Origin of the sequence: Paenibacillus cisolokensis, from assembly GCF_018403665.1 — a bacterium.
Taxonomy (GTDB): domain Bacteria; phylum Bacillota; class Bacilli; order Paenibacillales; family Paenibacillaceae; genus Paenibacillus_AH; species Paenibacillus_AH cisolokensis.
In genome coordinates, this window is the sequence record NZ_BOVJ01000025.1 from 37,248 (window position 1) to 52,276 (window position 15,029).

At 57.1% G+C, this 15,029-nt stretch carries 9 protein-coding genes and 2 pseudogenes; 3 read left to right on the forward strand and 8 right to left on the reverse strand.

The features are described from left to right. Positions 1-19 precede the first annotated feature (19 nt). Positions 20-291, forward strand: a pseudogene (locus tag PACILC2_RS27820) (AbrB/MazE/SpoVT family DNA-binding domain-containing protein). Between the two features lie 704 nt (positions 292-995). On the opposite strand, the pseudogene PACILC2_RS03945 reads toward PACILC2_RS27820, so the two are convergent. From PACILC2_RS03945 to PACILC2_RS03975, 7 genes and pseudogenes are all read right to left on the reverse strand, one after another. After that, a pseudogene (locus PACILC2_RS03945) lies at positions 996-1,857 on the reverse strand (alpha/beta fold hydrolase). 1,095 nt (positions 1,858-2,952) lie between these two features. Further along, the gene (locus PACILC2_RS03950) at positions 2,953-4,350 is read right to left on the reverse strand and encodes an extracellular solute-binding protein (protein ID WP_372447043.1); all 1,398 of its coding nucleotides are present in this window, start codon (positions 4,348-4,350) and stop codon (positions 2,953-2,955) included. Between the two features lie 22 nt (positions 4,351-4,372). Beyond that, positions 4,373-5,191, reverse strand: a complete 819-nt coding sequence (locus PACILC2_RS03955; RefSeq protein ID WP_372447045.1) for a carbohydrate ABC transporter permease — start codon at positions 5,189-5,191, stop codon at positions 4,373-4,375. A 159-nt stretch (positions 5,192-5,350) separates the two neighbouring features. After that, positions 5,351-6,256, reverse strand: coding sequence for a carbohydrate ABC transporter permease (locus PACILC2_RS03960; protein ID WP_062495745.1), 906 nt, complete (start codon positions 6,254-6,256; stop codon positions 5,351-5,353). A gap of 2 nt (positions 6,257-6,258) precedes the next feature. After that, a complete protein-coding gene (locus PACILC2_RS03965; RefSeq protein WP_062495743.1) occupies positions 6,259-7,611 on the reverse strand; it encodes an ABC transporter substrate-binding protein in 1,353 nt (450 codons plus the stop codon). A gap of 236 nt (positions 7,612-7,847) precedes the next feature. Then, a complete protein-coding gene (locus PACILC2_RS03970) occupies positions 7,848-9,479 on the reverse strand; it encodes a helix-turn-helix domain-containing protein (protein ID WP_213527626.1) in 1,632 nt (543 codons plus the stop codon). Positions 9,480-9,504: 25 nt separating this feature from the next. After that, complete coding sequence (locus PACILC2_RS03975; RefSeq protein WP_213527628.1) at positions 9,505-11,214, reverse strand: sensor histidine kinase; 1,710 nt, start codon at positions 11,212-11,214, stop codon at positions 9,505-9,507. 507 nt (positions 11,215-11,721) lie between these two features. Here PACILC2_RS03975 and PACILC2_RS03980 point away from each other — a divergent pair. Then, the gene (locus PACILC2_RS03980) at positions 11,722-12,921 is read left to right on the forward strand and encodes a glycine C-acetyltransferase (protein ID WP_213527630.1); all 1,200 of its coding nucleotides are present in this window, start codon (positions 11,722-11,724) and stop codon (positions 12,919-12,921) included. A gap of 346 nt (positions 12,922-13,267) precedes the next feature. Beyond that, positions 13,268-14,224: an NAD-dependent epimerase/dehydratase family protein gene (locus PACILC2_RS03985; RefSeq protein ID WP_213527632.1), complete on the forward strand. Its 957-nt coding sequence runs from the start codon at positions 13,268-13,270 to the stop codon at positions 14,222-14,224. On the opposite strand, the gene PACILC2_RS03990 is transcribed toward PACILC2_RS03985, so the two are convergent. Next, positions 14,218-14,769, reverse strand: a complete 552-nt coding sequence (locus PACILC2_RS03990; protein ID WP_213527634.1) for a helix-turn-helix domain-containing protein — start codon at positions 14,767-14,769, stop codon at positions 14,218-14,220. The genes PACILC2_RS03985 and PACILC2_RS03990 overlap by 7 nt on opposite strands. Positions 14,770-15,029: the final 260 nt, after the last annotated feature.

Sequence of the window (15,029 nt, forward strand, 5' to 3'; positions counted from 1 at the left end):
ATGGAATGGGGAATGGTGTATGGTTAAAGCGACGGGTATCGTTCGAAAAGTCGACGAACTGGGACGGATCGTCATCCCGGTTGAGTTGCGCAGGACATTGGGCATTGAAATAGGCGATCCTCTGGAAGTGTATGTGGACGGCTCGGACATTTTGCTTCGAAAGTATACGCCGGGTTGCGTTTTTGCGGCAGCATCCATCAGTTGATCGGCAATATCAATCATAATCTGATTTGTTATGAATGTGCGCAAACGATCGGCAAAATGAGCCAGGTCGCAACGGGCAGAGGTTGACGCCGGGCAGAGGTTGAGGCGGATTCGCCGGATTTCTATCGTTTGCTCAGCTCTGCGTATGTATTCAGCATCTCGTCAAGCTCCTGGGATTTTGCAAAACTGCTATCGATCTTGCTCCGTACTGCAGCGCCAGTTCAACCAGTTCCTTGCGCAATATTTCGATCTTGTCTTTTACTTCTTCGATACTCAGACGATTTCCCTCCTTGTGAAGCGGTCGCCGTGAAGCGATCTCCTCTATCATGAATATCGGCAAATGAGGAAAAAACATCCACTTCCTGACGGTGAAAATTTTCCAAAATCATTCGCGCCGCAGCAAGACAGCATATACTCTCATTCAGAGAACTGCGCGGGGATTCGGGGGTTCAAACGGCCAGAGAGCTGCGCGGGGATTCGGGGCTTGAAAACGGCCAGAGAGCTGCGCGGAAATTCCGGCCTTCAAACGGCTTGGCGAAGATGGCGGAGATCAAGGAGGGCGTGAGGAAGCGATTGTGTATCTCATTTCCGACGAAGCGGCGGACGAGACTGTCCAGGATGGGCTTGATGACGGTGCTGAAGAATGACGGCATCACGGATGCCGGGAATTAGCGGAAGCGGATAGGGGTACGGATGAGAACAGGCCCGACCACGCCGTTACGGCGGCCGGGTCTTTATGCGGGTTATGCTTGGCTATGATCAACTCAGGTGTGGAAATTAGTCCGTTTTTCTTACTGTTCCCTCGCCTGACAATTCGCGATAACGTCATGCAATCTCAGGGCGAATTCTTTATGATCGCTGGTGTTGTAGCCTCCATGGTTGCCGGGGAATTCGACCATTTCCGTTCCCAGCCGCTCCGCTAAAGCGACTGCGCAACGGTAAGGGAAAAACTCCCGCGAAACTTTTCCGCCGGCCGGAACGATCCGCATCGATGCAGATTTTAACGCCGTCTTCAATGTGCCGAGATCCAACTTGTAATGGAGAATTCCGGTATTTCATGCTCCGTGAAGTACGTTGAATTACCGAGAAGCCGCTCGGCAAGCATAGCCTTCGATTGTGCGGGTTTGATCACGTCCGTTTCCGAATTCGATAATAATTTTATGTCCTCGCTGCGATGATTCTGCTTAAGCTTTTCCATAAATTGCTCGGATTGTTCCAACTCGTTTCCGGATAAAAGCTGCAGCAAGACAGGCTCGTGCGGGATTATGGCCCGTACTTGCCCGGGATGCCGTACACACAGATCAAGTCCGATGACGGCACCGGAGCTGCTTCCGAAAACGTACGCGGGCTTATCGGTAAGTTTGGCCAGCGGGCGGTGGGCGTCTTCGCTGTGTATTTCCACGCGGTATGCTTCGGTTCGATCGGCGGGATTGCTGCGGGAATGACCGCGACGATCGTAAGTGAGGACGGTATACGCGTATCGCAAGATGGTCGGCGATAAGACGGAACTTGCCGGCATCTTCGCCTCCGCCATGAATCAACAGGAGGATGGGACCCGAACCGCGTCATAATAGATGCTCGCACCGGGTACTTCCAACTTACCGCTCCTCGCGCTCCTCGATGTGCTCATTTGTTAACCTTCCTTTCTTCTATCCTCCTTACACATTTGGCTAATGATATAAAATGCAGGGAATAATTAATAAACAAACTTTCCGCCCTGTGCGGCCGGCTCTTCGCGAGTAAAAAACTGCAAAAGTGCAGGAATCCCGGCCGGAAATCGGACCCCAGCCTTGAAATACTGCAAAAATGCAGGAACTTCAAGCCGATCACGCCGAAATCACGAGTTTTGCCTCGAGAATGATGTATTATTGCAGGAATTTGGCCTTAGAAGGCGAAAATGGGCCGGAAAAGATGTATTTTTGCAGTATTTTGGTGAGACGATGGGCAACTGGACGATTTGTCGAACACCGCGTAAACGGGAGCTATTTGTGGAAATGGGAACTATTAACGGCATCGCGAGCTTGCATGGGGAACAGGAATTTTCTCGGAAGAAACGAGGGGCTATTTGCGGAGTCGCGAGCTTTCGCGGAAATGGGGAACTATTCACGAAAACGGAGGGCTACTAGCGGAGTCGCGAGCTTACACGGAAACAGGAACTTTCACGGGAAACGGGGGTTATTTGCGGAGTCGCGAGCTTTCACGGGAACAGCAACTTTCACGGTAACGGGGGCTATTCGCGGCATCGCGAGCTTGCACGGAAACGGGAACAATTTCACGGGACCGGGTGTGCGATTCACGCCTCGCGAACTTACACGGAATTTGGGCCTTTTCAAAGAGCAAGCCTCCGCTGCCGCAACGTGCGGCAAAGGAGGCTTGGCGTTCCCCGGCTCGGCGACGTGCGGCAAAGGAGGCTTGGCATTCTCGGCCTGGCTGACGTGGGGCAAGGAGTCCTGGCGTCCTTCGCCCCGGGCCGGCGAGGGGCAGTGGAGGTTTGAGCGTTCCCCGGCTCGGCCGATGTGGGGCAAAGGAGGTTTGGCATACTCGGCCTGGCTGACGTGGGGCAAGGAGTCTTGGTCTCCTTCGCCCCGGGCCGGCGAGGGGCAGTGGAGGTTTGAGCGTTCCCTGGCCGTTCTGCAGCAAGGATGCTCGATCCTCCCCCTGGCCAGCCCGCTGCAAAGGAGGCTGGCCAGCCCACGACAACGGAGGCTTGCGCGTTCCCCCGGCCGGCAGGCGCGGGCAAGAACGAGTTTACTTCAAGTTCGCGGACCACTTCTCGGCCCGCTGCTGCAAATCGTCGAGGAACTGCTGGATATCCGGCGCGTTGCCGGTGGCGGCCTCGCTGATAAAGCCGTTGACGGCCGGCACGATATCGCTCATGTAAAACGGGTTGGCCTCATCCATCAGCTCCGAGTGGCCGACCTCGGCGATTTTCAGCGCCATCCGGATGAACTTGTCTTCCTCGCTCACGAAGTCGGCGTTTTTCAGCGTCGGCGTGCTGGCGAAGTTGTCGTATCTGTATTTTTGCGTTTCATAGCCGGACAGAAATTTCATCACTTCCCATGAAGCTTCCACGTTTTGGGCATCCTTCGCCATGACGAACGGATCGACGGCTACCCAGCCTTCGCCGTTCGGCCCCATGTTCATGACGGGCTCGAACCGGTCGAGCAGTTCCCGGTTGTTGTTCGTCATAAATTCGCTCATCGTCGCGCCGCCGGTCGTGTCGATGCCGATCGCGATGTTGTTGTTCTCCAGCCCGAACGTCTCCGCTCCCTGACCATTGACGAACCCGGGCGGCGGCAGGACGGCCGCTTCCTTGATCCATTCCATCACCTTGACCATCTCCGGACTGTTCAGCTTCCACGTGATGCTTTTCGGATCGGTCAGCGTGCCTTCCGCGCCGGGGGCGCCAAAGGCGAGCGTCAGCGCGACGAAGGTCGAGCCGTTCAGGGAGTTGCCGCTCCAGTGCAGGCCGTAGTTGTCCGCCCCGGTCTTCGGATTTTTACCGGTCATCCGTTTCGCCTTCTCCAGAATCTCTTCCGGCGACGGCTTGTCGGACAGCGGCTCGACGCCCCAATCCTCGAACAGCTTTTTGTCGTAAATGATCATTCTGCGGCCGAGCACGGCGGGAATGCCGAATTGCTTCGTGCCGTCCGGCGACTTCGTGCTGTACGAATTGTTCCAGATCCCCTCCAAATAAATCGACGGGTCGAACGACGAATCCGCTTCGATCAGATCGTCGATGTCCCGCAGCAGCCCTTCGTTGTACCATTGGGAGGCGAAGGCGCCGCCGGTGTACAGCACGTCCACGTCTTTGGACAGCAGCATCGCCGACTGCTTCGCCTTGACGTTTTCCCACGGGATTTGATAAAGCTCGAGCTTGATGTTCGGGTACATTTTGTTGAACGTATTTTTAAGAAAATCGTTCAAGCCGACCGTCTTTTTGCCGGTCTGCGTATCAAGACCGTTCTCCAGCTGCCAGCCCGCCAGGGCGACGCGGACCGTGCCGGAAATGTCCGACACCTCGCCGACGCCGTCTCCGCCGGAGCTGCCGCCGGTTTCTCCTCCGGACCCGGAGGAACAGGCCGCAGTCAGCGCCGTCAGAACGGCGAGCAGCAGCAAGGCGAATTTTCTCCACGCGATGGTCAAGTCAGACCCCTCCATCCATCTTTTATTGTTTGATGCCCGTTAACGCGATGCTCTCGATAATGTATCGCTGCAGGAACAAATACACGAGAACGACCGGTATAAGGCTTACCGCCGTAGCCGCCATAATGATCGACGGCTGCTGATTGAGCCCGTTGTTGTAGGTGAACATGGCCAGACCGATCTGAATCGTATACTTGTCCGAGCTTTTCAGCGCCAGCAGCGGCCACAGCATGTCGTTCCAGACGCCGAGGAACAGCAGGATGACCATCGTGGCAACGATCGGCGCGCACAGCGGCGCATAGATGCGCCAGAACACCGACAATTCGCTCGCGCCGTCGATCACCCCGGCTTCCCGTAGGCTCGACGGCAGCTGGTCGATGAACGCCTTGGCCAGAAACGTTCCGAAGGCATAGTTCATCGCCGGAAGATAGAACGCCCAATACGTATCGATCAGACCGACGCCGCTGAACAGCAAATATTGCGGAATCATCGTCATCTCGAAGGGGATCATCATCGTGCTAAGCGCGAGCAGCAGAACGATGTTGGCGCCTCTGAAGCGGATTTTGGACAGCGCGTACCCGGACAGCAGGGCCGACACGGCGCTGACGAGAATGACCCCGGCACTGACCAGGAAAGAGTTCCAAATATATTTGGCCATCGGAATGTTCGTGAAGGCGGCCTCGTACGTTTTGGTGGACGGGTCCTGCGGCCATAGCCGGGGCGGGAAAGAGAGCTGAAGCCTCGCCCCCCAGTCGAAGCTTGTCATGACCATCCACAGAAACGGAATGATCATCACGATCGATCCGGCCGCAAGAACGATGAATAATACCGTCTGAGACAACGCGTCTCTTCTTTTTCGCGATGGCGGCTGCAGCGTGCCGCTCCGGGACAGTGACAAATGCTCTTCCCCCTTTTGGATGAGAGGTTCGGTCGGTGCGAAGTTCGTCATGCCGGCGGATGAAAGGTTCGGTCGGTTGCGATGCTCGTCATGCCGCCGGCGTCAGTCGGGGCCGCCTTTCTTTCGGTTGAGCAGCAGCAGAATCGCCGTGAGCGCAAGGATAATGATGAACAGCAGATAAGAAGCGGCGGTGGCGACGCCCATCTGCGAGGCCAGGAAAGCGTTGCGGTAAATGTACAGGACGGCGGTCATCAGGCTCCCGCTCGGATTGCCGGCCGTGCCGCCGAGCAGCCAGACGTCGGTAAACCGTTTCATCCCGCCGATGGTCCCCATGACAAGCATGAAGAAGAAAATCGGGCGCAAATAGGGAATCGTAATGTGCAGCCATCGCTTGAAACTGCCGGCGCCGTCCACTTCCGCCGCTTCGTGCAAATCGCGGGGAACGCTCTGCAGACCGGCCAGAAAAATGATCGTATTGTAGCCGACCGCTCCCCACAAACTCATCAGGACGATGCTCAGCCGGGAATAGCGGGGATCGGTAAACCAGCCGACCGGATCGAGGCCGAGCCATCCCAGCATAAAATTGAGCAGCCCTTCCTTGCCCGGATAGAAAAGGAAGGAGAACAGCAAGCTGGTCGCGACCGCCGATACGACGTTCGGCAGAAAATAGACGCCTTTGAAAAAGTTTTTGCCGAGGTTCCATTTCAGACTGTTAATGAGACTGGCCATAATGAAAGAGATTGCGATGCCGAGCAGGACGGACAGAACCCCCATGTAAAAGGTGTTGCCGAGCGCCTTCCAAAACTGCGAGTCTTCCAGCACATACGAATAGTTGCTGAGCCCGACCCATGCGCCGGAGACGACGCTGCCTTCCGTCTGCCGGAAGCTCATGTACAGGGCAGCCGCCATCGGATAGACGGCAAAGGCTGCGACGCCGGCAATAAGCGGGGCGTTGAACAGATAACCCGTCAAGTCGTTGCGGGTAAGGAGGCGTTTGCGTGGAGACATCTTTATCCCTCCTCCGGTTTTCGATTCGGCTTCGTGAGCTCCGCCATTTTTTGCTGCATCTGCATAAGCGCCTGTTCGGGCGTGATCCGGCCTTTGATCGCCTTGAACATCTCGATTCTGGCAATGTCCCGGACAGCGCGGAAGTTGTGGGAGAAATAGACCGGACGGCTTTCGTTTGCGAGCTCGACGAACAGTCTTCTCGTTTTCTGGTTGCCGAAGAAAGGCTCGGGCTCGTCGTACATCGGATCCCGGTAGGCTTCCTTGAGAGACGGGAAGATGTCAGCGTAGCGGTACATCCGGTTCACGGTCCGGCTGTTGCCGAGCATGTACTCGATAAAGGCCCATGCCGCCTCTTTGTTGTCCGACTGGCGCATAATGCCGAGATACGATCCTCCGGCTTCCGCCGCTCGCGATCCCCCTTCCGTCCAGGCCGGCATCCTCGCCACGCCCCACAGCCCCGCCGACTCCGGAGCGGTATCCTTCAGGAAGGCGCCCATCCATACCGCCTCCAGGACGGTGGCGATCTTTCCTTCGGCCAGCGCCTCGTTCCACGTCTGGGAGCGGGTCTCCGCATCGAGGACGATTCCTTCGTCAATCATGCGGAGAAGTTGCTTGAGCGCCCGCAGCGCCTCCGGGCGGTCGATGCGAATCGCGCCGTCTTCGTCCACATACAGCATGCCTTCCTGCGCGAGCATATGCTCCCACATGACGGTCAGTCCGAAGGTCGATTCGAGCGGCATCGTATGCATGAACGCGCCGGTTCGCTCCTTGATCGTCCGGCCCGCCTCCAGGTAGCCGTCCCAGGTCGCCAGCAGCCGGGACACCGATTCCGGATCGGAAGGAAGCCCCGCCTCGGCGAACAGGTCCCGCCGGTAAAACAGCGCGACCGGCCCCGAATCCCACGGCATCGCGTAATACCGGCCGTCCCGCATGGCGTCCGGCCACTTCGCGGCGACGATCTTGTCCCGGTACGGCGCGATTCTCCCGCTCAAGTCCTCCAGCGCATTCGTCTCGATGTACTGGCCGACATAATAGCCCGACAGCGCCGCGACATCCGGCCCTCCTTCGTTGGAAGCGTTGGCGAGCAGCAGCTTCTTGTACATGTCGTCATGCGTCTTGACTTCGATGCGGACACGGATGCCGGGATAGGCTTCATGGAAGCCGGGAAGCTCCGCCGCGATGGCCGCGGCCGTATAACCCCAAGCCCATAACGTAAGCTCGCTTTCGATCGCTTCCGGATTGGCAGCCGCACGATGCTTGTCGCTCATCCCGCCTGACGGCGCGCCGGCGCTGGCAACGGAAAAGAGCAGCAGAATGAAGACGCCAGGCAGTATGATCAGCTTGGCTTGTCTCATAGACCACCTTCTTCGCTTTAGTAGAATCTTTTCACCAAAAATATTACATTCGAAAAAGGTTTGCGCCCATGTCTGCTGCTTGTTTTATTTTGCAAAATTTTCAGATTATTCAACGAAACAAGGACAGAGGTTTACAGTGCGAAACGTCCGATGTAGACAATTTTCATGTTCATGTGGATGAATGTGAGATGAGGCGCCGTGAGGGGGGACTTCGTGAGGCGGCGGGAAGGCGCGGTTCAGGGCGCCTGCCGCTTGTCGCTCATCGCCTGCTTGAACTCGGTCGGGCTCAGCTGCGTATGACGCTTGAACACCCGGCTGAAGTACCGGAAATCGCCGAAGCCGGTTTTCTCCGCGATTTCCGCGATCGAATCGGAGCTATGCATCATCAGCTCCATCGCTTTTTCGACGCGGACGCTGTTCAAATAACGCGTGAAATTGACGCCCGTTTCCAGCTTGAACAGTTGCGACAGGTAGTTTTTGTTCAGATGAAAATGTTTGGCCGTCTGCTCCAGCGTAATTTTGCTGGCATAGTTGGCCGCCAGGTAGCTCTGGATTTGCATAATGATTTTATGGCTGCCCTTGGCCATCAGCTGCTCCTTGAGCCTGATCAAGTAACGGCAGTACTGCTTGAGCCGCTCCTTCGTCCGGTCGACGCTCCAATACAGGTTGAACGGCCGGGACCCGAATTCTTCCGCCGGACCGGTCTCCTCCGTGCCGGGGTGGCTGTTCATTTCCATCGCGCACACATCCATGAGCGCGGCAGCCTTGTCGATGCATACAACCGCCGTGCGGAACGAGCACCGGTCCTCCCGCAGCAGGGCAAAATGCTCGTCGATCGTCTGCAGCGCTTCTTCTTCTTTGCCATAGGCGATCGCGTGGGTAAGCGATTGGCGGTAGCGGCCGTCGAAGAGCGCGATGAGAGAAGGGTCCTTGCCCTCGTACGGCACCTTCGTCAGCTCGCGGCTGTGAATCGGGCGGTTGTCGCTGCGGAACAGATGCAGCTCCGCGGCTTTTTTCGCCTCGCGATAATGCCGGGGCAGCCGCTCGATGCCGCAGCAGACGGCGCTGAAGCCGAATCGGACTTCGAATTTCAGGTAGATCCGGATATCGCGCGCAATTTCGTCGAGACGGCGGATCAGCCGCGCTTCGTAATCGGCGAGGCTCTCTCCGGGAAGGCAGTCCATGACGAGCGCGTATTCGTCGTTCTCGATCCGGAAGAAGTCTAGATCGCCCCAGCGCTCCGCCATTTCCTGCAGCGCATTGACAAGCGCGAATCCGACGAGCCATCCTTCGTCCTCGCCGTAGCGCTGCAGCGCTTCGGTCAAATTGACCTGCATGACGGCAATGGAAAACCGCAAGAACGACGAGCGCAGACCGTACATGCCGACCGCTTCCCGAATCTGCTCCGGCGTATAGGCGTGAGTGAGCAAATCGTTGAAGAAGTTTTCGGCCTTGTAGCGGTCGTTCGCCGGCAGACAGCGCTTCGCCGTTTCCTGCCGGATGCGGCTGACGACGTTGTTCACGCATACTTTCAAATCTTCCGGCCGTATCGTCATTTTGAGCAGATAATCGGAAGCGCCGAGCAGCAGCGCCTCCTTGACATATTCGAAGTCGTCGGCGCAGCTGAGCACGATGAACCGGCAGGAAGGCTTTCGGGCCTTCACTTGCCGGATCAGCTCGATGCCGTCCATAACCGGCATAATGATGTCGGTAATGATCAGATCGGGCTGCCATTCGCCGAACCGGTCGAGCACTTCCCGGCCGTTGGCCGCCTCTTCGATCCGGTCGACCTGCAGGTCGGGCCACGACACCGAGTAACGGATGCCGTGCCGGACAATCGCTTCATCATCGACGATGACAAGGTTCATGGGCCAAGTCTCCTTTCGCCGCATCTTATTCAGGCAATGCAACCGTGACGGTCGTCCCTTTTCCCTCCGCGCTGGATAAGCGCACCCCGTATGCTTCGCCAAAGTAGAGCTTCAGCCGTTTGTCCACGTTGTAAAGCCCGACCCGCTCTCTTTCGCCCTTGCCCGAAGACGGGGGAAGCGGCGGACTGCCGACTCCGTCATCGGCAATGGCGATGATCACATGTCCCTCCTCAGCGCGGCCGGTGATGCGGATTGTGCCGGGACCGCTCTTGGGCAGTATGCCGTGCAAAATCGTATTTTCGACCAGCGGCTGCAGGCACAGTCTGGCAATGCGCTTGTTCAGAATCGCTTCGTCCAGTTCGTAAACGACCTCGATTTTATCCGGATGGACCATTTGCTGAATATGAATATACCGCTTCAGGTAGCCGATTTCTTCGCCGATCGTAATGATCGGCTGGTTCAATTGAAAGGCGCCGACGAGAATTTCATTCATCGACGTAATCATTTCGAATACTTGCTCGCCCCGCCCCATCTTCGCCAGCCAGCGAATCGTATTAAGCGTATTGAAAATAAAATGGGGATTGATTTGCGCCTGCAGCGCGCGCATTTCCGCCTGCTTCTTCTTCTCCTGCTCGGCCGCAAGCCGCTCGAAAGAATCCTGGAGCCGATCGATCATTTCATTGAAGCAGCGGATCAGGAAGCCGATTTCGTCATCCGTCGTCTTCGCCCGGTACGGCAGCCATTCGCGGTTGCCGATCTGACGCATATAATAGGCCAACTGGATAATCGGCTTCAGGAACCGGTACGCGATCAGCAGCGCCATCGTCATCGCAATCAGCAGCATGCCCAGGTTGAGCGCAATCTGAATGTTGCGGATGGCGGCCGCGTCCTTCAGCAGCGCTTTCTCGGGGATAAAGCCGACGATTTCCATCGTGTTTGGCCCATCGCTTTTTCCGGTAATGTACAAGTAGCCGTCTTGCGACCTGTAGGAAGCGCCGGGGGAAAGCGGAGGCATGTTCGCCAGACGTTTCGCCGCATCGCGATCGGCCGGGTTCGGGTTGTAAATGATGTGCGCATTGCGGTCGATCAGCAGAATCGTTTCGTCGTACCGCTTCTCTTCCTTGGCGATAATTTGCGCGATCCGGTTCGCCGGCACCGTCACAATGACGACGCCTTCCGTTTCGTTCGTCTGCGGAGACTTGATTCGCCGCCCAAGGAACAGCACCTGCTCTTTGGCCTTGTCCGTATTCATGACAAAGCCGGCGGGCCCGATCGGAGAGACGACCAGTTCTCCCTCGCTGCGCATAATGCTGCGGTAAATGTCCGACCGTATCAGTTTGTCCCGATAAGCCGACGAGGTGCCGCCGACCTGCAGATGCTTGTTGACGAGGAAGATGTCGTCGATGTAATCGCGGCTGTTTTTGAAACCGTCAAAGTACGATTGCAGCTCGATCCTCCGCACGTCGTCGTTCAGCAAGCCGAACAAATTCCGGTCCAGGAAAAACAGGGACAACGTCATAAAATCGATATCCTGAATGTAGAAGTTGATCTCGTTGTTCATCGACCGTATGTAGTGCTCCGCGTAATAGGCCGTATTCTCTTTGATGATATTGCCGATAAAAGGATAACCGATTGCGCTGCTGACGATCAGAATCGTCCCGTTCATGAGGAAGAGATACAATGCGAGCCTGACCGATATATTCCGGCCTGGCAGTAGCGATGCGAGTTTGGTCATTCCGTTCTCTCCGTTTTCCATGGTCCGGTACGTTGTATATATTTCGATAGGTTCCCTGCATTTTCCTACCGGAGGACAGGATAACCGGGGACACGGCCGATCGTCCGGAGCGGTTCGAAATATAGTTTCGAGGTTAAACGCGGTGACTCATGGGCCGATGTGCCGGATTTCGCGCCGTATAAAAAGCGGTAAGGGGAGCCGTATGTTGCAGCGGGGAGAAGATCGCGGATTTGGATGGATTTGGGCGGACTCTGATGAACTCGGATGGGGGCTTGGATGAACTAGGTTGGATTCGGATGAACTAGGATGGGTTTGGATGAACTCGGGTGGGGGCTTGGATGAACTCGGAAGGGTTGGATGGACTCTGATGGATTCGGACTCAGGCGGGCAAGTAGCCTTTCATTCTGACGAGTGGAACGTTTTGTATCATATATTGAACAAATATACAATATATTATATGATATGAAGAAGAACAGACACGTTATTACCTGGTTGAGGAGGGTACATATGCCAAGCGGCGTATTGCGATCGTTTCTCGAGACGCGGCTCGCGGAATTGGAGGAGCAAGGACTCGGCAATTCCATCGAACCGCTGGAGGGGCCGAACGGGCCGGTTATTACGATCAACGGCAAGTCATTCATCAATTTGTCTTCCAACAACTATTTGGGTTTGGCGACGGACGAACGGATCATCGAGGCCGGCATCCAGGCGATGCGGATATACGGCGCCGGAGCCGGAGCCGTGCGCACGATCAACGGCACGATGACGCTACATGCCGAGCTGGAGGAGAAGCTGGCCGCATTCAAAGGGACGGAGGCGGCCATCGCGTACCAGTCCGGGTTCAACTGCAATATGGCGGCGATTTCCGCCGTGATGGATCAGCATGATGCCATACTGTCCGACGAGTTGAACCATGCCTCGATTATCGACGGATGCCGGCTTTCGAAAGCGAAAATTATCCGTTACCGCCACTCCGATATGGACGACTTGAACCGCAAGGCGAAGGAGGCCGTCGAGTCCGGCCTGTTCGCCAAAGTGATGGTCATTACCGACGGCGTCTTCTCGATGGACGGCGATGTGGCCAAGCTTCCCGATATTGTAGACATCGCTGAGCGTTACGGCCTGATCACTTACGTTGACGACGCGCACGGGTCGGGCGTGCTCGGGAAAGGGGCGGGTACGGTTAAACATTTCGGCTTGTCGGAGCGGATCGATTTCCAGATCGGCACGTTGTCCAAAGCGATCGGAGTCGTCGGCGGTTATGTGGCCGGGACGAAGCCATTGATCGACTGGTTGAAGGTGCGGAGCCGTCCGTTTCTGTTCTCGACTTCGCTGCCGCCGGCCGCCGTGGCGTCCTGCATCGCCTCGATCGACATCCTGCGGAACAGCACGGAAGCGTACGAGCGGCTATGGGACAATGCGAATTATTTCAAGCGCGGTCTGACCGAGCTCGGATTCGACATTGGCGCCAGCGAGACGCCCATCACGCCTTGCATCATCGGCGATGAGAAGAAGACCCAGCGATTCAGCCGCATTCTGTACCGCGAAGGCGTTTATGCCAAGGCGATCGTCTTCCCTACCGTTCCGCTCGGCACCGGCCGCGTTCGCAACATGCCGACGGCGGCTCATACCCGGGAAATGCTGGACCGCGCGTTGGAAATTTACGCCGCCGCGAAGCGGGAGCTCGAGCGGGAAGACGCCGGATAGACGCGTGCGGGGCGTCATAAAAGCAACCCGCTCGTCCGTTTGGTCTTTTTCGTCAAGCGGATTTTCATGATCGGACAATGGATAATTCACGGTACACCGGGCAGGAAACGGACAGTTCGCCGGATAGTCATCGGATAGTTCACGAACAGTACACCGGATAATTCACCGGACAGTATAGTACACCGGATAACACAGTACATCGGACAATTCACCGGATAGTGCAGTACACTGGATAGCACAGTACATCGGACCGTTCACCGGACAGGAAATGGACAAAAGCCATCATGCGTTATAGCGGTAGCGACTGATCGCAATAGTAAAATCGTCATCATATGGAGGAGATACGATGGAGCGTATTCTGGTCACCGGCGCCGGCGGCCAGATCGGCACCGAGCTCGTCGCCGCGCTGCGAGAACGTTACGGCGCAAGCCGGGTCATTGCGTCCGACCGGAGGAGCCTTGCGGACATCGAGCCGTTCGAGCAGCTCGATGTTACCGACGGCAAGGCGGTGCTTCGGTTGGCGGGCAAATACAAGGTCGACACGATCATTCATCTGGCCGCCATGCTGTCCGCCACGGCGGAAGCCCAGCCGCTTGCGGCATGGCATGTCAATATGGGAGGGCTGCTGAACGTGCTCGAGGCGGCAAGAGAGCTCAACTGCAGCGTGTTCGTGCCGAGCTCGATCGCCGTGTTCGGCCCCGGCGCCGAGCCGAACGGCACGCCGCAGACGGCGGTTCAGCGGCCGATTACGATGTACGGCATTCACAAGACGGCCGGCGAGCTGCTGTGCGATTATTACTATCTCAAGTATGGCGTCGATACGCGAGGGCTGCGCTTCCCGGGGCTGATCTCGCATGCGGCGCCGCCAGGCGGCGGGACGACCGATTATGCGGTGGAAATGTATGTGGAGGCGGTAAAGAAGAAAGCGTATACGTCCTATATCGCGGAAGGAACGTTCCTGGACATGATGTATATGCCGGATGCGCTGAACGCCACGATCCGGCTGATGGAAGCCGATCCGGCCAGGCTGAAGCACCGGAACGCCTACAATGTGTCGGCGATGAGCGTCGACCCGGCCGCTATTGCCGGATCGATCCGCCGCCGTATCCCGGATTTCGCGCTGGATTACGCGCCCGATCCGCTGCGGCAGTCGATTGCCGAGAGCTGGCCGAATTCGCTGGACACGTCGTGTGCCGAGGAGGAATGGGGCTTCCGGCCGCAATACGATCTCGACCGGATGACCGAGGATATGCTCGATCACCTCATGCGGCGGGAAGCGTACCGGTTCCGGCAGGTTCAATAAGTCATGACGGCATGATAACCGGTCACGCCGTCATGCGTGTTAATATAGCGATGCTCCGCCGCGGCGTTGAACCGGATCGATTGACCGGCGCGAATCGAATGGACGGAGCCGGCGATCTCGATATCCAGTGAACCGTATTCGAGAATAATATATTCTTCGACGCCGTCGTTATGCGGCTCGGAGTGATGGACGCAGCCCGGATCCATCTCGACCCAGTAAATCTCGGTGCGCGTCCGCGCGTCGAACGGGAAGAGCGGTCTGGAGCGGAACGCGCCGTTCGCTCCGACGATGAGGGGCGCCTCTTCGCGGGTTACGATCGACACGTCCTGCGCCTGATCCTCGAGCAGCGACGTAAACGACAGCTGAAGCCCGTTGACGATTTTCCACATGACAGTAATGGTCGGATTGACCGCCCCTTTTTCGATCTGGGATATCATCGCTTTGCTGACCCCGGTCAATTCCGCGACTTTATCGAGGCTCAGCCCGCGCGCTTTGCGGATTCGGCTTAAATTGTTCGCAATATTGGATGTAAGACGTTCCACCATCGATCTGCCCTCCCGGTTTGCTGTTTCCATTGTACCCAAACCGGGGGACGTATTCCACCCCCGACAAAGCCAGCCCGACGGATGGCCGGGCCGGCCGCACACGCGCTTCCCGTTGCGCTTCCTATTCGCCTGTCTAACCATCCGCGCCATCCGTCAAACCGTCTCCGGTCCGTCGGTGCACCCCAGCTTCCGTCAACTCGTCTCCGGTCCCCGGTGCGCCTCGTCTTCGTCTAATCGTTGCCGGTCCGTCGGTGCGCCTC